Here is an 18388-nt window from a genome sequence, read left to right on the forward strand (position 1 = left end):
CACGCATACCGGCACGGCTCGTTCGCGCACTGAGAGGGGGAGGCAGCACCAGTGACCAATATTCCCGAGACCGGCAGGACCCCCCGGGTCCAGACCAGGCTCGTCGTCATCCAGATCCTCGTCCTCTCCCTGCTCGGCACCCTCGGCGGCCGGCTGTGGTACCTGCAGATCCGTGAGGGCGCCCAGTACCAGAAGGAGGCGTCCGGCAACCACGTCCAGCAGGTCGTCCAGCCCGCCGTGCGCGGCTCGATCCTGGACGCGCGCGGTGTGCCGCTCGCCGACAACGAGACCCGCCTGGTGGTCTCCGCCTCCCGCACCGACCTGCTCAAGCAGAAGGACGACGGCAAGGCGGTCCTCACCAAGCTCGCCGGCGTGCTCGGCATGAGCCCCCAGGAGGTCATGCAGAAGGTCCGGCTGTGCGACGCCAAGACCCCGCAGCCCTGCTGGAACGGTTCGCCCTACCAGCCCATCCCGATCACCGACGAGGCCACGCCCAAGCAGGCCCTGCAGATCCGGGAGCGCTCCGAGGACTTCCCCGGCATCACCGCCGAACCCGAGGCCGTGCGCAGCTATCCCGGCCCCGGCAAGTCCAACACCGCGCAGGTGCTCGGCTACCTCTCGCCGGTCACCGACGAGGAGGTCCAGAAGGCCAAGGACACCGCTTCGCCCTATCTGCGCTCCGACATGGTCGGCCGCTCCGGCCTCGAGCGCCAGTACGACCAGGCGCTGCGCGGCAAGGCCGGCGTGACCCGCTACGAGGTCGACAACCTCGGCCGGGTCATCGGAAAGGCCAAGGCCGACGCCGCCGAGCCCGGTTCCAACCTCGTCACCAGCATCGACGCCCGGGTCCAGCGGGTCGCCGAATACGAGCTGGACAAGGCGATGAAGGCCGCCCGCCAGCAGTACGACAAGATCACTGGCACCAACTACAAGGCGGACTCCGGCGCCGTCGTCGTGATGGAAGCCAAGACCGGCCGGATCGTGGCCATGGCGTCCGCACCGACGTACGACCCGAACGTCTGGGTCGGCGGCATCTCCGCCAAGGACTACAAGGCGCTCACCGGCAAGGACTCCGACTACCCGCTGCTCAACCGCGCCACCCAGGGCCAGTCCGCGCCCGGTTCGACCTTCAAGGTCGTCTCAACCGCCGCCGCGGTCCAGGCCGGCTACGACTTCAACGGCAACTACCCCTGCACCAGCTCCTACTCCGTCGGCAGCCAGGTCTTCAAGAACTTCGAGGGCGAGAACTTCGGCCCCATCTCCCTCGGCAAGGCCCTCGAGGTCTCCTGCGACACCGTCTTCTACGGCCTCGCCGACAGGGAGTGGAAGAAGGACGGCGGCATCAACCCCAAGAAGGGCCGGCCCAAGGACTGGTTCTTCAAGACCGCCCACCAGTTCGGCCTCGGCAAGAAGACCGGCATCGACCTGCCCAACGAGGTCACCGGCCGCGTCCCCGACCGCCAGTGGAAGCTGGACTACTGGAAGGCCAACAAGGACACCTGGTGCAAGTCCGGCAAGAAGGACGGCACCTACGTCGAGAAGATCTTTTACGAGAACTGCCTCGAGGGCAACAAGATGCGCGAGGGTGACGAGATCAACTACTCCATCGGGCAGGGCGACACCCTCCTCACCCCGATCCAGGAGGCCGTCATCTACGGCGCCATCTCCAACGGCGGCACCATGTACACCCCGACCATCGGCAAGGCGATCGTCAGCGCCGACGGCAAGCACGTCACCGAGATCAAGCCCCGCTCGCACGGCAAGCTGCCGATCACCAAGGCGACCCGCGACATGATGGACGAGGCCCTCGCCGCCGTCACCACCCGCGGCACCGCCGCCTGGAAGTTCAGCGGCTGGCCGCAGAACAAGATCCCGCTGCACGCCAAGACCGGTACGGCCGAGGTCTACGGCAAGCAGACCACGTCCTGGCTCGCCACCTACAGCAAGGACTACTCGGTCATCATGACCATCTCCCAGGCCGGTACCGGCTCGGGCGCCTCCGGTGAGGCGGTGCGCAACATCTACAGCGCCATGTACGGCGTCCAGTCCGACGGCTCCATCGACAACAAGAAGGCGCTGCTGCCCACCCCGGAGAAGAGCCTGCCGAAGATCCAGCCGGACGGCACCATCGCCGCCCCGAAGATCCCCGGCGACCCGGCCAAGGACCAGGAGAAGATCGCCCAGGAGGTCGCCCAGCAGGGCGGCACCACCGCCCCGGACGACCAGCAGACGCCCGCGACCACACCGTCCCCGACGGACAACCGCGACACCCGCAGGCGCCCGCGCGGCAGGAGAGGCCGCAGGAGGACCGCATGACCGGCGCCAACAACTTCTCCGTCTCCGGATACGGACCGCAGCGGGCCGGCTGGACCCGCCTGTTCGCGCGCGACTCGGTGGCCCGCCGGCTCGACTGGCCGATGCTGCTGGCCGCGCTCGCGCTGTCCGTGATCGGCACCGCGCTGGTCTTCTCGGCGACCCGCAACCGCACCGAGATCAACCAGGGCGACCCGCACTACTTCCTGGTCCGGCAGCTGATGAACATCGGCATCGGACTCGCCCTGATGGTCGCCACCATCTGGCTCGGCCACCGCGCCCTGCGCAACGCCGTGCCGATCCTCTACGGCGCCTCGGTCTTCGGCATCCTGCTGGTGCTCACCCCGCTCGGCGCCACCATCAACGGCAGCCGCAACTGGATCGTGCTCGGCGGCGGCTTCTCCCTCCAGCCCTCGGAGTTCGTGAAGATCACGATCATCCTGGGGATGGCCATGATGCTCGCGGCCCGGGTCGACGCCGGCGACCGGATGTACCCCGACCACCGCACGGTGCTCCAGTCCCTGGGCCTGGCCGCCGTACCCATCCTGATCGTGCTGCTCATGCCCGACCTCGGCACGGTCCTGGTCCTGGTGACCATCATCCTCGGTGTGCTGCTCGCCTCCGGCGCCTCCAACCGGTGGGTCTTCGGCCTGCTCATCGCGGGCACCCTCGGCTGCGTCGCCATCTGGCAGCTGCACATCCTGGACGAGTACCAGATCAACCGGTTCGCGGCCTTCGCCAACCCCAGCCTCGACCCGGCCGGCGTCGGCTACAACACCAACCAGGCCCGGATCGCCATCGGCTCCGGCGGCCTGACCGGCGCGGGCCTCTTCCACGGCTCCCAGACCACCGGGCAGTTCGTCCCGGAACAGCAGACCGACTTCGTCTTCACGGTCGCGGGCGAGGAACTGGGCTTCGCCGGCGCGGGCCTGATCATCCTGCTCCTGGGGGTCGTCCTGTGGCGGGCCTGCCGCATCGCCCGCGAGACCACCGAGCTGTACGGCACCGTCGTCGCCGCCGGGATCGTCGCCTGGTTCGCCTTCCAGGCCTTCGAAAACATCGGCATGACCCTGGGCATCATGCCGGTCACCGGCCTGCCCCTGCCGTTCGTCTCCTACGGCGGCTCGTCGATGTTCGCGGTCTGGGTGGCGGTCGGCCTGCTCCAGTCGATCCAGGTGCAACGCCCGATGTCGGCGTGAGGCCTTCGAAAGGGAGTCCTTCGAAGATCGAGCGGCATCGGGGGGCGCCCCGGGGCTCCGGGGCGCCTACATTCGGTTCATGGCGGCGACCAAGCGCGAGATCGAGCGGAAGTACGAGCCGGAGCGGCCGGACGAGCCGGGCGGGTCGCGAGGGCCGGGTGGTCCGGAGGCGGGCGGCCTGCCCGACCTGACCGGCGTCGGCCCGGTCGCGGCCGTCGTCGACAGGGGCGTCGCCGAACTGGACGCCGTCTACTACGACACCCCAGACGAACGCCTCTCCACCGCCGGACTCACCCTGCGCCGGCGCACCGGCGGCAGCGACGCGGGCTGGCACCTGAAGCTCCCGGTCGCCCCCGGCGTACGCGACGAGATCCAGGCCCCGCTCTCCGACACCGTGCCGCCCGACCTCGCCGGACTCGTCCGCTCCCGCGTCCGCGACAGCGAGCTCCGGCCCCTGGTCCGCCTCCGCTCCGAGCGCGCCGTAAGCCACCTCGTCGACGGCGGCGGCACCCTGCTCGCCGAGGTGAGCGTGGACGCCGTACACGCCGAGCGGCTGACCGGCGACGGCGGCACCGCCCGCTGGACCGAGATCGAGGTCGAACTGGCCGACGGAGGCGAGCCGCCGCTCCTGGACAAGGTGGACAAACGGTTCCGCAAGGCCGGTCTGCGTCCCTCGGCGGCCCCCTCGAAACTGGCCCGCGCCCTCGCCGAGACCGCCCCGCCGGACCACCCCCGGACGGCCGCCGAACCCGCCCCCGTCACGGCCGGCGACCACGTCCTGGCCCATCTGCGCGCCCAGCGGGACGCCCTCGTCGCCCTCGACCCGGCCGTACGCCGGGACGTCGAGGACTCCGTGCACCGCATGCGCGTCACCACCCGCAGGCTGCGCAGCGCCCTGCGCAGCTACGGCAAGGTCCTGGACCGCACCGCCACCGACCCGCTCGGCGCGGAACTGAAGTGGCTCGGCGGCGAACTCGGTCTCGACCGCGACCAGGAGGTCCTCGCCGAACGCCTCACCGCCGCCCTGGACGCCCTGCCCGCCGAACTGGTCACCGGCCCCGTCCGCACCCGGCTGCGCTCCTGGTCCGAGGAGCGCCGCGGCGGCTCCCGCCGCCGGCTCCTCGACGTCCTCGACGGCGAGCGGCACCTGCGGCTGCTCGACGCGCTGGACGCCCTGCTCGCCGACCCGCCGCTGCGCCCGCCGGCCTCGGGAGACCCGGCCGGGGTGCTCACCCGGGCCGTGCGCAGGGACTTCGCGAAGCTGACCACCCGGCTCGAACAGGCTCTTGCCCTGCCGCCCGGCACCGACCGGGACGTCGCCCTGCACCAGGCCCGCAAGCAGGCCAAACGGACCCGGTACGCCGCCGAGGCCGCCGCGCCCGCCCTCGGCGAGGCGGCGGCCGGGGTGGCGCGGGCCGCGAAGACCCTCCAGAGCCTGCTCGGCGACCACCAGGACAGCGTCATGACCCGCGAGGCCCTGCGTGAACTCGCCGCGCGGGCTCAGCGGACGGGGGAGAGCTCGTTCACCTACGGGGTGCTCTACGGGCGGGAGGAGCGGCGCGCGGCCGAGCTGGAGGCGGAGCTGCCCCGGGTGTGGGCCGACCTGCGGCCGTATGGAACAGCGCTGCGTCCGGGTTAGGCTTGATGGTCACCCCAGTCAGCTCACGAAGGTAATCCCCGCGATGTCTGTCGAGTCGGTCTTCCCACAGCTCGAGGCCCTGCTCCCGCATGTGCAGAAGCCGATCCAGTACGTGGGCGGAGAGCTCAACTCCACCGTCAAGCCGTGGGACGGCTGTGACGTCCGCTGGGCGCTCATGTACCCGGACGCGTACGAGGTCGGCCTGCCCAACCAGGGCGTGCAGATCCTGTACGAGGTGCTCAATGAACAGGACGGCGTCCTCGCCGAGCGCACCTACAGCGTGTGGCCCGACCTGGAGGCGCTGATGCGGGAGCACGGCGTCCCGCAGTTCACGGTGGACTCCCACCGCCCGGTGAAGGCCTTCGACGTGTTCGGCCTGTCCTTCTCCACCGAGCTGGGCTACACCAACATGCTCACCGCGCTGGACCTGGCGGGCATTCCCCTGGAGGCCAGGGACCGCACGCCGGACGACCCGATCGTGGTGGCCGGCGGCCACGCGGCCTTCAACCCGGAGCCGATCGCCGACTTCATCGACTGCGCGGTCATCGGCGACGGCGAGCAGGCAGTGCTGGAGATCACCGGGATCGTCCGCGCCTGGAAGGCCGAGGGCCGTCCCGGCGGCCGGGAGGAGATCCTCTTCCGCCTGGCCAAGACGGGCGGGGTGTACGTCCCCGGCTTCTACGACGTCGAGTACCTGCCCGACGGCCGTATCGCCCGCGTCGTCCCCAACAAGTCCGGCGTGCCGTGGCGCGTGTCGAAGCACACGGTGATGGACCTGGACGAGTGGCCGTACCCCAAGCAGCCGCTGGTGCCGCTCGCCGAGACGGTCCACGAGCGCATGTCGGTGGAGATCTTCCGCGGCTGCACCCGCGGCTGCCGCTTCTGCCAGGCCGGCATGATCACCCGCCCGGTGCGCGAGCGTTCCATCACGGGCATCGGCGAGATGGTCGACAAGGGCCTGAAGGCGACGGGATTCGAGGAGGTCGGCCTCCTCTCCCTGTCCTCGGCGGACCACTCGGAGATCGGCGACATCGCCAAGGGCCTGGCGGACAGGTACGAGGACGACAAGATCGGCCTGTCCCTCCCGTCCACCCGCGTGGACGCCTTCAACATCGACCTGGCCAACGAGCTGACCCGCAACGGCCGGCGCTCGGGCCTGACCTTCGCCCCGGAGGGCGGCTCGGAGCGCATCCGCAAGGTCATCAACAAGATGGTCTCGGAGGACGACCTGATCCGCACCGTCGCCACGGCGTACGGCAACGGCTGGCGCCAGGTGAAGCTGTACTTCATGTGCGGCCTGCCGACGGAGACGGACGAGGACGTCCTCCAGATCGCCGACATGGCGACGCACGTCATCCAGAAGGGCCGCGAGGTCTCGGGCTCGAACGACATCCGCTGCACGGTCTCCATCGGCGGTTTCGTCCCCAAGCCCCACACGCCGTTCCAGTGGGCGCCCCAGCTCTCCGCCGAGGAGACGGACGCCCGCCTGGAGAAGCTCCGCGACAAGATCCGCGGTGACAAGAAGTACGGCCGCTCGATCGGCTTCCGCTACCACGACGGCAAGCCCGGCATCGTCGAGGGCCTGCTCTCGCGCGGCGACCGCCGCATCGGCGCGGTCATCCGCGCGGTCTACGAGGACGGCGGCCGCTTCGACGGCTGGCGCGAGCACTTCTCCTACGACCGCTGGATGGCGTGCGCCGACAAGGCCCTGGCCCCCTACGGCGTCGACGTCGACTGGTACACCACCCGCGAGCGCTCCTACGAGGAGGTCCTGCCCTGGGACCACCTGGACTCCGGTCTGGACAAGGACTGGCTCTGGGAGGACTGGCAGGACGCCCTCGACGAGACCGAGGTCGAGGACTGCCGCTGGACGCCCTGCTTCGACTGCGGCGTGTGCCCGGCGATGGACACATGGCCACAAGTAAGTGACAGCGGCAAGAAGCTGCTGCCGCTGACGGTCAAGAAGTCCGCTCCGACCAGCTGAAACGGGGGACCGGGGGGTGAACGAGCCGCTGCGACGCATCGCTGAGGCTGTGGCGGAAGTCACAGAGGAAGACGCGGTGACGGCACTGAGTGCGCTCGGCATGCAGAGAGGGCGGCAGCGGCTGGCGCAGAGCGCGCCTCGAACGCCGTTGCCGCCGTCTAGAAGCTCCTCCGGCGTCCTTTCTGAGGTGGAGTGGGTTTGACCTGTGGCCATGTCGCGGCGGCGTTCACCGCGCTGAGCCGCGCCAAAGTGCGTGAGCTCAAGGCAGTTAGGAACCGACAAGGGCTGCGAGGCGTCTGTGTGCGTTGGCGCCGGCCTTGCCTCTAGGCCCCGGATGTCCAACGGAGGTCAGAGTTGCCCAAGCTCGTAGGGCTGATACGTCTGCTTGTCTGAGTGGCTCGCCAGAGAGGTGATTGACGATCCCTCGCCCGTCGGCGCCGCCATCGCTGTCCCGGACGCCGCCGCTGGCCATGGAGACGGCTCGCAGGTCGTCTCCGTAGTGGAGTGGATCTAGGAGCAGTGCGGGCCTGCCCTAAGTTGTACGACCAAGTGCGCCCCTTGCCACCACAGGGAGGGGGCTTCGCGCTGCGTGCCCGTTGGTTCGCCAGCGGCGCTTGAGCGCATAGGGGATGACGCCAGCCGCTACCATCCGCAATAATGCGCCATGATCAGATTCGCCGTCCCGCAATCGGACAGCGAGCAGACGCGTAGCTTCCGTACGCATGCTTCCTACGTTCGAGCGTTTCGTGAGCTTGCTCTCGGAGGAGGTTGGACGGACCTCGAAGTTGCGACTACGCAGCTACATTCCACGGCAGCGGGTCACTTCTACAAACCAACCCGTACGCCTTGTGATGCCGACCGCGATGAGGTGACAAGCTGCTTGCGTCGTGCATGGACCACGGCCTCGCTCTTGGAAGCTACCCATGCATTGGCCGAGGACTCTGAGATTGTACGGCTGGCTAACGGATGGAGTGCTGTCCAGGCGTACTACGTCCTGTACAACGCCACCCAAGCGGTGTTGGTGGCTGAAGGACATGAGCGCCCGAAGCAGCATGAACAGACCAAGCGCCAGTTCGTGGACCTTTGGACTTACCGGACAGCTAAACTGGCTCCGTGGAGCTTCGCAGCTGCTCACCCCGCCGCGAGGGAATCAGACTCTGATGGCTTCCTCGCCGGGCCCGGTCGCTCGCTGGACACGGGCTTGCACCCGTGGACGTCCTGGCAGGGTGATCAGGCATGGGACATAGCGGCCAAGGCACTACGCAGCACACGGGCTGCGTTGATCGAGGACAGGCTTAAAAAAGCTCGGGAACGAAAGCTCTCGGAGCGACGTAAGGCCTGGCATGCGGATAGCAAGACACGCGTTCAGCAGGGCAAGAAGGCTCGTCCTGAACCTAAGTCGGCGAATCTGACAGCCGCGGAACGCGACGTCACAGAGAAGGGGATTCGGCCAGTAACGATTGCCGATTACTTGTACCGTCTCCGAGTAAAGGCGAACTATGACGATATCACCGTATTCGCGGATGGCCCCGCTACCGACACAGAAGCGGCAGCCATGGCTTCCGACCTCGTCGATCTAGCTTGCGCGACACTACTTGTCCACGAGCTCCGGATCGCTGCTCGAATCGGCAGCAAGGAGCTTGTCCGCGTTATGGACGACGTCTTGCTTCGCAACACAGCACATATGGGGCATCTCGGTCTTCGTCGTGACCTGCACTCTCGCCTGTAGGCAACTCAGACGCAGTGGTCCGCCCAGACCTTGGGGCGCGCGGCCGTACGGTACGCCCGGGAGGGCGGTTCCGCCGGCCGACATCGTTCGAATGACGGTTACCTACTCGGCGTCGCACTCGAACGGGTCATGGGCGCGTCATGGGCACAAAAAAATGGATTGTGCGGAAGCAGCAGTCACACCGGCCTCAGTTCGGATAACCTAGTCGCCCTGCCCTGGGGAGGGCAGGGGTAGACGGGTAGCTGCTGCCGCTGAGAAAGCAATCGAACGTTCGATCGAAGCAAGACGAGTGGGTGTTGCTTTCAGACCCCGCAGCACGCGTTCGACTAGTCGATACTCAATGGTAAAAGCACCGTAAAACTGCGAAAATGCCGGGGGGACCGTGCATATCAAGGCGTTTCGTGTTCAGAACTTCCGCCGCCTGAAGAATGTTCGAGTGGATCTCGACCAAAAGACGACAATTTTCGTTGGTGCGAATAACAGCGGAAAGACGTCCGCAACCCATGTCTTCCAGCGCTTCTTGGATCCCAAGGTTCGATTCCAGATTTACGACTTCGCTGCCGACTGTTGGGAGACGTTCAACAGGCTTGACCCCGACGCCGTCGATGCTGAGATGGATCTACCCAAGATTTACTTTGATCTATGGTTCGAGGTAGATGACGAAAACGTCCACCGTGTGCTAGACCTTTTGCCGGGACTCGACTGGGACGGGGAACCGGTAGGTATCCGCATGGTGTATGCGCCGAGAGATTCTTTTTCAGTATTGAAGAACTATCAGCAGGCCCGTAAGGAAAGGAAGCTTCCTAAAGACAACCCAGGTGCTGCTTACAAGCCGTGGCCTGTGGACCTCACGGACTATCTAAGTAAACGACTGACGAGCGAATACGAAATCAAGTACTACGTACTCGACGAGCGGCAGTGTGACGACGATTTGAAGCCTAAGGCTGGATACGAACCGTTCTACTTGGGATCTAGTTCGTCTGGGGCCAGCACAAAGGTTGGCGCACTCATAAAGGTAGATTTTCTAAACGCTCAACGGCATCTTACAGACGCGGAATCACATGGCCGGGCCGAAGACTTGTCGCGGCGGCTAAGTAGGTACTATCAGCGCAATTTGCAGAAGTTTGAAACGGATCTAGGGGCGCTAAGCGCTATCGCTAATTCAGAGTCCGCCCTCAACGATCACTTTGAAGAGGCTTTCGGCTCAATTTTCGCGAGTATTGAACACCTGGGTTACCCAGGAGCCACGAATGCTGGGCTTGTAGTGAAGGCTTCGTTCAATGTGCAAAACATGCTCAGTACAAGCGCTCGCGTACATTATATGCTGCCTCCAGTCAACGGGGAGAAGTCGCAGGTTCTACCAGATCAGTACAACGGTCTGGGTTTCAAGAACCTTATCTACATGGCCGTTGAGATCTTGGACTTCCACCACGCCTGGGAGGATGTGGAGGGCCAGCGCCCGCCGGTTCATCTAATTATGATCGAGGAGCCGGAAGCGCATCTCCATGCGCAACTCCAACAGGTTTTCATTCGCCGAGTATTCGAGCTACTCCCCGGGGCGAAACAAGGGTTTCGTACGCAGATGGTCGTCACCACCCACTCGTCACACATCCTCTACGAGAGCAGTTTCCAGCCAATCCGGTATTTTTGTCGAGACAGAGTGGGCGGGGTTCTGCATCGAAGCGAAGTTAAGAACCTTTCGGACTTCTACAACGGAGAAGAAAAAGAGACGCGCGAGTTCCTTCAGCAATATCTGAAATTGACCCACTGTGATCTATTCTTCGCGGATGCTGCTGTCCTGGTAGAGGGAAACGTCGAGCGCTTGCTGTTGCCGCTCATTATTGAACGCAACTTCCCCCAATTGAAGTCTTGTCACCTCACGATCCTGGAAGTCGGAGGCGCCTTTGCGCACAAATTTCAAGAACTGCTTGAATTCCTGGACATCACGGCCTTGGTCATCACTGATTTGGATAGTATTGAGCCTTCCGAAGGCGCCGGCCTACAACAAGACGAATCCGAAAAAGGTCGCGCGTGCATGACGACGGTGCCCGGCGCTGTCACTTCCAATGAGACTCTAAAGAACTGGTTCCCGAAGCTGTCTTCGGTTGATGAGTTCCTTAACCTCGCGGACCATGAGCGAGTCGTTGAACGTGATGGGAAGGGCGCTGGCAATATCCGGGTTGCTTGCCAGACCCGACAGCTAGTCGAATGGGGCTCGGAGGCGAACGAGCTAGCCGGACGAACACTCGAAGAGGCCTTTGCTCTGGAAAATTTGGACTGGTCTCAAGATCCGTCCCGAAGAGTTATCGGCCTGTACATCATGAAGTCGAGTGAGTTGACGCTTGGTGAACTACACGACGCGATCTTCAGGCGAGTTCGAAACCTGGACAAGACGAAGTTTGCCCTTGGTCTTATTGCTGAGCAAGACAGCACATGGAAGGCACCGCAATACATCCTCGATGGGTTGGCATGGCTCAGTAATCGGTTGTCACCCCTAGCGTCCACGTCTTCGCTTGTACCTGGGGAGGGAAAGTGACGGCACGACTTACTGCGCCGGATACGCCAGCTGATATCGAGCTTCGGCGTCTCCTGGACGGAGATCAGCTTGGCTGCTTTATTATGGTGGCTGGAGCGGGTTCAGGTAAAACAACCTCTTTGGTCAAGGCGCTAGATCACGTGGTAGTGCAGTGCGGTTCTCGCCTCAGGGCCCGAACTCAGCAAGTTGCCTGCATCACATATACCGAGGTCGCCGCTAAGGAAATTCACGCCGACATCGGAAATACCCCTCTTGTAGCGGTCTCTACTATCCACAGTTTTTTGTGGTCCCTGATCAACCCGTTCCAAAGGGATATCTCCAAATGGGTGCGCTGTCGCGTTGAGAACGAGATACGACAACTGAAGGAGAGACAGGCACACTACTCCTCACGCACGCGTGCGACGACAATTGCCAAGGATAATTCTTCACTTGAGAAACTTGGCACTCAGCTTCAGCTTCTCAGTCAGGTTAGCCGTTATACCTATGGCACCGGCAGTGACTACGCGAAGGGAATTCTCGGGCATGAGGATATCGTGTCTATGGTTCCCGAGTTGATCCTGAAAAAAGAGCTACTCGCGCGTATCGTAGCTAACAAGTATCCGTATATTTTTGTCGACGAGAGCCAGGACACCTTCCCTAACGTTGTCCAGGCGCTGAAGCGAGTCGCGAATCAGGCACATGGCGCAGTGTGTTTGGGCTTTTTCGGAGACCCTATGCAGCAGATCTTCCAGCGTGGGATCGGCTCTATTTCCCTTGAGGAAGGGTGGGTGCGCATCGATAAGCCAGAGAACTTCCGAAGTTCGAGCGCAGTGCTAAGTGTCATCAACCAGGTGCGATCTGAAGCTGACGGCTTGGTGCAAGTGCCCGGTCGCCCGGCGAGCGCGCAGAGAAGCGGAGAATGCTTTTTCTTTATTCTTCCCGCGGATGACCAGCGAAGTGAAAGCCTGGAACAGGTCCGAGTTTGGTTGGGGAAACACAGCGACGCCGGTAGTTGGTCTGCCGACTCGGCCGGCGATGCTGAGGGTGCAAAGATCCTCATGATCGTCCATCGCATGGTTGCCAAACGTATGGGATTTGAGCGGCTATACGCCGCGTTTCATGACGGTGATGCGAAAAGCTTGAAGGACGCGTTCGATGAGGGAACCGCCTGGCCTCTAAGACCATTTGAGGAAGTTATACTACCCATTTGTGCGGCTGAAAGCATTAATTCCCCATCCGTGCTTTCTGTCCTCCGGGAGCGAGGGGGGGTGCTTAATGATGATTTCCCTGACCGTGATGTCAGGCAGAGCTTGGCTACCGTGCGGGACGCCGTAGCGCACCTGCGAAAGACCGTGGCAAAGGCAGGACAAGGATCTGTGGGTACTGCGCTACGGCTCGCTGTAGCTGCCGACATCATCGTCCCGGATCCGCGACTCTCCGTATACCTCGACCCAGATGGTATGCATTCAGAGGTCATTCTGTCGTCGGAGGTCAGGGAGACGCTAGATGCCTTCGCGGCATGTGATGTGTCTGAACTCCGGTCTTATTTCAAGTACATTCGACAGCAGTCACCTTACTCGACTCAGCACGGCACTAAGGGTGCAGAGTTCTCCAAGGTTGTAGTCGTACTAGACGACGAAGAGGGAAGGTATAGCCTTTACTCTTACGAGAAGCTATTCGGCATCAAAAAGCTATCGGAGGTCGACAGGAAAAACTTGGCCGCTGGTAAGGACTCAGTTTTGGAGCGAACAAGGCGTCTGCTGTATGTGTGCGTGTCGCGAGCGATTGATTCGCTAGCAGTCGTCGTTTTTGCTGGGGATGTGGACGCCGCCAGGAAGGCGATTGAGGAATCTAAGACCATCCCATGCGGTCGAATCTTGACAGCCGAAGACCTTGCGTCGTGAATTCGATTGGCCCTGGCGCCTCTGAGTGATAGCTCAGCTTTTTTAGCGTGCGACACTGTTTTTCGCTTCCGTCGGGCTCGGTGTAGCTCTCGGAGACGTGCCCTCGCGTCGACCGTATGAGGATGGGTACGGTCAGAGTCGTGTCCGGCGCGCGTCGGGTTGGTCGCCCGTAGGCGTGTGCTGGTTGATCGCGCGCGACCTAGGGGAGTTGGTACGGGCATGGCGGTTGACGCTGCTCGGTCGGATGAGGGGTTAACGTCGGCGAGGGCTGTGCGGGTGATGAGTACCGCGTGCCGGGTGGCTGGGCTAGACGACAGAGGCGCCGAGTTGATCCGGCTTGGGGAGAACGCGCTGTTTCGGCTGGGCTCGGTACCGGTGGTCGTGCGGGTTGCTCGCGGTGAGGAGTATCTGCCCAAGGCGCGCACTGAGGTGGGTGTGTCGCGGTGGCTTGCTACAGAGGGGTTCCCGGGTGCACGCATCGTGGAGGACCTGGAGCAGCCGTTGATGATCGAAAGCCACCCGGTGACCTTCTGGCATCTCATCGTCGAAGGTGAGCGTAAGGCCACCTATGGGGAGCTGGGAGGCGTCCTCCGTGATCTGCACTCCATGACGCTGCCGGCCGGGCTGGAGCTGCCGTCGTTCGATCCCTTCGGTAAGCAAGAGCTGCGGATCAGCCGGGCTGCGATTTCGGAGGACGACAGGGTCTTCCTGCGGAAGCGGTGGCGTGAGCTGCGTGACCAGTTCGGGGCGCTGAGGTTCGAGACTGCCAAGGGGCCGGTGCACGGGGATGCTCATGTGCAGAACCTCATGGTGAATAATCGGGGCGAAGTGGTTCTGATCGATTTCGAGGCCTTCTGCTTCGATCACCCTGAGTGGGACCTGATGGTCACAGCCACGGAGCATCACAGCCTCGGCTGGCAGACCGACGAGCAGTACGCCGACTTCGTCCGGGCCTACGGACGGGATCTGTACTACTGGCACGGTTACGACACGCTTCGTCGGCTCCAAGAGTTCGGCATGACGACGTGGCTCATGCAGAACGTGCAGGAAGACCAAGAGACGGCCGACGAGTACCGCCGGCGCATTGCTGCTCTGCGCAACGACGACGCACCGCGTGACTGGCGGCCGCGGTAGCCGCTACTCGTCCTCGTCGTCCAGGCGGGCGAGTGCTTCGTTGACCTGCTCGTTGAAGGCGACGACGGCGGGGTGGGCGGCGTGCGCGCTGACCTCTGCCTGGAAGTCGGTGACGTAGCGCTGGAAGCGGTTGGACTGGAGGGTGTCGCCGCCGTCCACGGCAAGGCTGGCTGTGGTGACGGCGGCTTCCAGGTCGCCGCTCAGTAGCTGGCTCTGGGCGAGCACCATGCGGCAGAAGCCGAGGGTGCGGGCATACTGCGGGTCGGTGCTGTCGACGGCGCGCTGTGCGTGCTCGACGGCTTCGCGGCGCATCTTCAGGTCGCGGAAGCAGTGGCAGAACTCGCCCAGGAGTTCGGCGTCGTCGAAGTAGCTGAGCCATGCGGGGTCGTCGGCGGTGTCGGCCTGGCCGAAGTGGCGTTCGGCTTGGTTCATGGCGTGGCCGGCCCCGGTGCGGTCGCCTGCGTTGGACAGGGCGCGAGCCTCCATGGCCCAGTAGTTCGCCATGGCGCGTGGGGTGGCCCGGCCCTTGGCGCCCTCGACGGCGGCTCGGGCGAGCTGAATGGCTTGGGCGTGGTTGCCGAGGTAGTTGGCCTGGTGGCTGAGGTTGCCGAGGATGCGGGCGCCGAACATGCGGTCGTCGATGACCTGGGACAGGCGCAGAGTGGAGGTGAGGTAGCGGTGGGCGAGTCGATGGTTGCCGACGTCGTATGCAGTCCATGCGAGCAACTGGGAGACCTCGGCGGCGGCGCTGAAGAGCGCGTGGCCCACCTTCTCGCTGTAGCTGGCGCTGAGCAGTGGCAGTACTTCATGGCGGAAGTAGTGGCGTAAGGCTCGGTGGCCGTGGCCTCCGCCGTACTTGAAGTCGAGTTGCATGAACGTGGCGGCTGCGTCTCTGATCGCGCGTACGTCGCGCATGCCGACGCGTTGGTGAGCGGGTCGGTCGGCCTGGATGCCGTCGGGGCGCGCGATCATCCAGGAGAGGACTGCTGCGCTGAGGTCGGCGTCCGCGACGACCAAGCGGTCAGTGACCGCGGCCTCGGCTCGTTCCTGGGCGAGTCCGTCCAGCATGGACAGCACGTCCGGCACGGTGCTCGGATAGCCGACGGGGTCCAGGGCGGTCGGCTTGGTGTGGTCGAAGAAGCCGAGATCGCCCGGCGTGACGCGACGGCCCAGCTTGGAGCTCAGCACGTCCGCCATGATCGCTGCTGTCTGCGGTTGGATACCCGCGCCGTCCCGCCATCGCTGCACTGAGACGTGTGTCGTCCCGAGGCTGATGTCTCGCTGGTCTGCGGCATCTTTCATCCGCTTGGCAAGACCTTTGTTCGAGACCTTCGCCTCGTCCATGACTGCGATCAATTGCGCGTTCGGCTCTCGGTTCATGCTCCCCTGCCAACCCGAGAATGACGGCGAGTGTTCATCGTGTCACAACAGGATCGCTTTGGGGGTTCATTGGTGAACCCCCTTTGCGTTTGCCCGTGTTCATGTGAACCCCCTGGTGAACGCTCCCGATCACGCCCGCTGAGCCGTGTACTGGCTTGCGTGATGCAACCGGCGCCGAACGAGCCGTCCCGGCTCTCGGAAGGGGACGTGATGGATGCGGGCAAGATCGAGTGGCTGGCGAGTGAGCTGGACGCGTACACCCACTGGTTCGCGGCACCGCCGGCCCCGTCTGCCGATGGGCACTTCCTGACACTCACGCTCTTCGCCGAGTTCGAGAACACGGCGCGCACGGCACGTGACATGACGGCGGTCTTCCTCCGGGGCTCGGGTGTTGACGCGATCGTGGATGACGCCCGGCTGGCCGTCTCGGAACTGGTCGGCAACGTGGTGAACCATGCTGTGCCGGACCGTCACCTCGCCGTGGCCGGTGGCTGCCGGCGCATCGACGTGACCTTCAAGCTGTGGCCGAAGTGGTTGTTCATCGGGGTAACCGACGAAGACTCGACGCCCCCGTTGCTTCCGGCGGGAGAGGCATTCTCGCCCTCGCTGCTCGGGGAGCTGTCGGAAGCGGTACTGCCCGACAACGGCCGTGGCCTGCTCATCGTGCAGCGACTGGCGGCGGCGGTCTGGTGGTCGCCGGAGGAGCGGGGCGGCAAGACGGTCTGGTGCCGCTTCGACCTGAGCGGCGGAACAGGTCACTGACCTCACTGGTGATCTCCGGGGTGCCGTCCTCGCCACTCCTTTGCGATCGGGAGTCGGCGGTGCCCCGGTAACCGGCTGGAGCCTGACCCCTCCAGCCACGGAGCGCGGTCTCTCGCGATCATGCCCACCGGGTTCCCGCCCGGGCGAGGGGCCGCGCTTCACAACCTCATACCGAGACCGGACCACCCCCGCGCCTGGCAGCAACCGGGGTGGTCCGGGAGGGGACGCAGCGGTCCCCGGTGCCTGATGGTACCGGGGCCGCTGCGCTGCGTCGCTTCTGGTCCTGGAAGTAAGCGAGTTGACGAGCCGTTTTCTGCAACAGGGCTGAGGTGAACACACGTGACCGGCGCGGGTGAGGACTGGATCGGTGATGGGCTGCACGACATCGAGGGCTCGGACGGAGTCCTGTGGACGCCTGGTGTCGACTACATCGCGGGGTGGCGCGGGGCTCGGGAGTCTGCTGACCGACTGAACCGCGCACTTATTGGCGCCGGCTTCGAGCTGTCGAGTGTCCGGGCGGTTGCCTCCACGGACGAGGCGGGGCGGGGCGTCGTCCGGCTGGCGGGCCGGCCGGATGCTGTGGACCGGCTCGCTGCCCTTCTGGAGTCGGCGGCATGAGGGGCGTATCCGCTGGTGGGCGGCGCGCATGGGCACGTCGTCGGCCGGAGAGACTTTGGGCTGGAGCTGCCATGGGGCGAGTGAACAGGGGGCCTTACGCTGGCCCGGCGAATCGGGCAGGTACTGGTCCTGCCCGCGGTTGTGCCCGATTGGCCCCCTGTTCTTCGAGGCTCGCCCCATGGTGGCTGCCTAAAGTCTCGGAGGTCGGCGACCCCCAGCCCCGTGGGCTCCGGCCTGCGCGGACCGGTCGCCCTTTCGACTGCTTGGGTGTGCTGCGGTCGGGGGCGTCCGGCGACCGGACGGGACCGGCGGCCACGCCGCACGCCCGGCCGGGGCGGCCGGGCGCCCCGGCGCGCCGCAGGCGCGCCCTTGAGGAAGTGAAGCGGGTTTCGACCGATGACCGTTCGGTCTCAGGTGCGGGTGCGCCGCGCGGGCTGTTTGTCGGCAGTGATCCGGTAGGTGGCTTCGGCACGGTCGGCACCGATGCGCAGTTCCTCGAGGATCAGGGGACGGTCGTCGGAGCCGTGCGTGGTGCGGGCCAGGTGGAGGATCGGGGTCGCGTCCGGGAGTCGCAGCGCGGTGCGCTCGTCGGGCAGTGGCATGCGGGCGCGTACCGTCTCGGTCCACGACAGCTTGTGTCCGTCCTCGGCGAGCAGCTGGTAGATCTCCGCCGGTTGCCGGCCCGGTTCCTCGCCGAGCGAGGGGACTGCCTCGGCGGCCTCGAACGGGATCAGGGTGCGGTGCATGGCACGCGTTCCGGTGCCGGGGTCGGCGAGCAGCCGGTCACAGCCGAACAGCGCCTCTTCCTCGCCGAGTTGGAGCAGTCGGCCGGTGGTCATGGTGGTGCGGGTGCGGTAGGTGCTGGGCGCCTCCGCCTCTTGCCATACGTCTCCGCCGGGCATGACGAACCGGCCGCCGGTGGTGTGGCTGATGCGCCGTTCGAGGGTGAGCGCGGGCTGTCCGTCGGAGCGTACGAAGCTGCCCTTGCCGTGGCGGACGTCGATCAGCCCTTCCGCTCGCAGGGCGGCGATGGCGTTGCGGACGGTCGGCCGCGAGACGCCGTAGCGGGTCATGAGCTGGGCTTCGGACGGCAACAGGGAGTCGGGTGCGAACTCGCCGGACAGGATCGCCTCGCGGATCGCGGCGGCCACTTGCTGGTAGAGGGCTCCGGGGCGCTGGATCTCCGACATCGGGTCATCTCCGGATCGTGG

The 18388-nt window shown here is 64.9% G+C and carries 12 protein-coding genes; 10 read left to right on the forward strand and 2 right to left on the reverse strand.

What is annotated here, in order from left to right; translation table 11 throughout:
- Positions 1 to 51 precede the first annotated feature (51 nt).
- From mrdA to R2S09_RS05795, 8 genes are all read left to right on the forward strand, one after another.
- The gene (gene mrdA / locus R2S09_RS05760) at positions 52 to 2316 is read left to right on the forward strand and encodes a penicillin-binding protein 2 (RefSeq protein WP_306190168.1); all 2265 of its coding nucleotides are present in this window, start codon (positions 52 to 54) and stop codon (positions 2314 to 2316) included.
- Positions 2313 to 3512 carry a rod shape-determining protein RodA gene (rodA, locus tag R2S09_RS05765; protein WP_306190169.1) on the forward strand — a complete coding sequence of 400 codons (1200 nt, stop codon included), beginning with the start codon at positions 2313 to 2315 and terminating at the stop codon, positions 3510 to 3512. The genes mrdA and rodA overlap by 4 nt, the downstream gene beginning before the upstream one ends.
- A gap of 79 nt (positions 3513 to 3591) precedes the next feature.
- Entirely contained in the window at positions 3592 to 5151 is a 1560-nt protein-coding gene (locus tag R2S09_RS05770) for a CYTH and CHAD domain-containing protein (protein WP_316740039.1), read from the forward strand.
- A 43-nt stretch (positions 5152 to 5194) separates the two neighbouring features.
- Complete coding sequence (locus tag R2S09_RS05775; RefSeq protein ID WP_316740040.1) at positions 5195 to 7135, forward strand: TIGR03960 family B12-binding radical SAM protein; 1941 nt, start codon at positions 5195 to 5197, stop codon at positions 7133 to 7135.
- A gap of 910 nt (positions 7136 to 8045) precedes the next feature.
- On the forward strand, positions 8046 to 8864 hold the full coding sequence (locus R2S09_RS05780; protein WP_316740041.1) for a hypothetical protein: 819 nt from the start codon (positions 8046 to 8048) through the stop codon (positions 8862 to 8864).
- Between the two features lie 382 nt (positions 8865 to 9246).
- Positions 9247 to 11400 (forward strand): ATP-dependent endonuclease, encoded by a 2154-nt coding sequence (locus R2S09_RS05785; RefSeq protein WP_316740042.1) that lies wholly within the window; start codon positions 9247 to 9249, stop codon positions 11398 to 11400.
- Positions 11397 to 13283, forward strand: coding sequence for a UvrD-helicase domain-containing protein (locus tag R2S09_RS05790; protein ID WP_316740043.1), 1887 nt, complete (start codon positions 11397 to 11399; stop codon positions 13281 to 13283). Before R2S09_RS05785 ends, R2S09_RS05790 begins: the two co-directional genes overlap by 4 nt.
- 219 nt (positions 13284 to 13502) lie before the next feature.
- On the forward strand, positions 13503 to 14417 hold the full coding sequence (locus R2S09_RS05795; protein WP_316740044.1) for an aminoglycoside phosphotransferase family protein: 915 nt from the start codon (positions 13503 to 13505) through the stop codon (positions 14415 to 14417).
- Between the two features lie 3 nt (positions 14418 to 14420).
- On the opposite strand, the gene R2S09_RS05800 is transcribed toward R2S09_RS05795, so the two are convergent.
- The gene (locus tag R2S09_RS05800; RefSeq protein WP_316740045.1) at positions 14421 to 15797 is read right to left on the reverse strand and encodes a sporulation protein; all 1377 of its coding nucleotides are present in this window, start codon (positions 15795 to 15797) and stop codon (positions 14421 to 14423) included.
- A gap of 210 nt (positions 15798 to 16007) precedes the next feature.
- Between R2S09_RS05800 and R2S09_RS05805 the strand changes: the two genes are divergently transcribed.
- Together R2S09_RS05805 and R2S09_RS05810 are read left to right on the forward strand one after the other, a co-directional pair.
- Entirely contained in the window at positions 16008 to 16559 is a 552-nt protein-coding gene (locus R2S09_RS05805; protein ID WP_316740135.1) for an ATP-binding protein, read from the forward strand.
- Positions 16560 to 16898: 339 nt separating this feature from the next.
- A complete protein-coding gene (locus R2S09_RS05810) occupies positions 16899 to 17177 on the forward strand; it encodes a hypothetical protein (RefSeq protein ID WP_316740046.1) in 279 nt (92 codons plus the stop codon).
- Between the two features lie 410 nt (positions 17178 to 17587).
- On the opposite strand, the gene R2S09_RS05815 is transcribed toward R2S09_RS05810, so the two are convergent.
- Complete coding sequence (locus tag R2S09_RS05815; protein WP_316740047.1) at positions 17588 to 18367, reverse strand: GntR family transcriptional regulator; 780 nt, start codon at positions 18365 to 18367, stop codon at positions 17588 to 17590.
- Between the last annotated feature and the right edge of the window lie 21 nt (positions 18368 to 18388).

This window comes from Streptomyces sp. MK7, from assembly GCF_032658145.1.
Classification (GTDB): Bacteria; Actinomycetota; Actinomycetes; order Streptomycetales; family Streptomycetaceae; genus Streptomyces; species Streptomyces spiralis.

Coding starts and splice junctions, on each gene's coding strand:
- rodA (WP_306190169.1), top strand. CDS start 2,313: ATGACCGGCGCCAACAACTTCTCCGTCTCCGGATACGGACCGCAGCGG.
- R2S09_RS05770 (WP_316740039.1), top strand. CDS start 3,592: ATGGCGGCGACCAAGCGCGAGATCGAGCGGAAGTACGAGCCGGAGCGG.
- R2S09_RS05775 (WP_316740040.1), top strand. CDS start 5,195: ATGTCTGTCGAGTCGGTCTTCCCACAGCTCGAGGCCCTGCTCCCGCAT.
- R2S09_RS05795 (WP_316740044.1), top strand. CDS start 13,503: ATGGCGGTTGACGCTGCTCGGTCGGATGAGGGGTTAACGTCGGCGAGG.
- R2S09_RS05800 (WP_316740045.1), bottom strand. CDS start 15,797: ATGAACCGAGAGCCGAACGCGCAATTGATCGCAGTCATGGACGAGGCG.
- R2S09_RS05805 (WP_316740135.1), top strand. CDS start 16,008: ATGGATGCGGGCAAGATCGAGTGGCTGGCGAGTGAGCTGGACGCGTAC.
- R2S09_RS05815 (WP_316740047.1), bottom strand. CDS start 18,367: ATGTCGGAGATCCAGCGCCCCGGAGCCCTCTACCAGCAAGTGGCCGCC.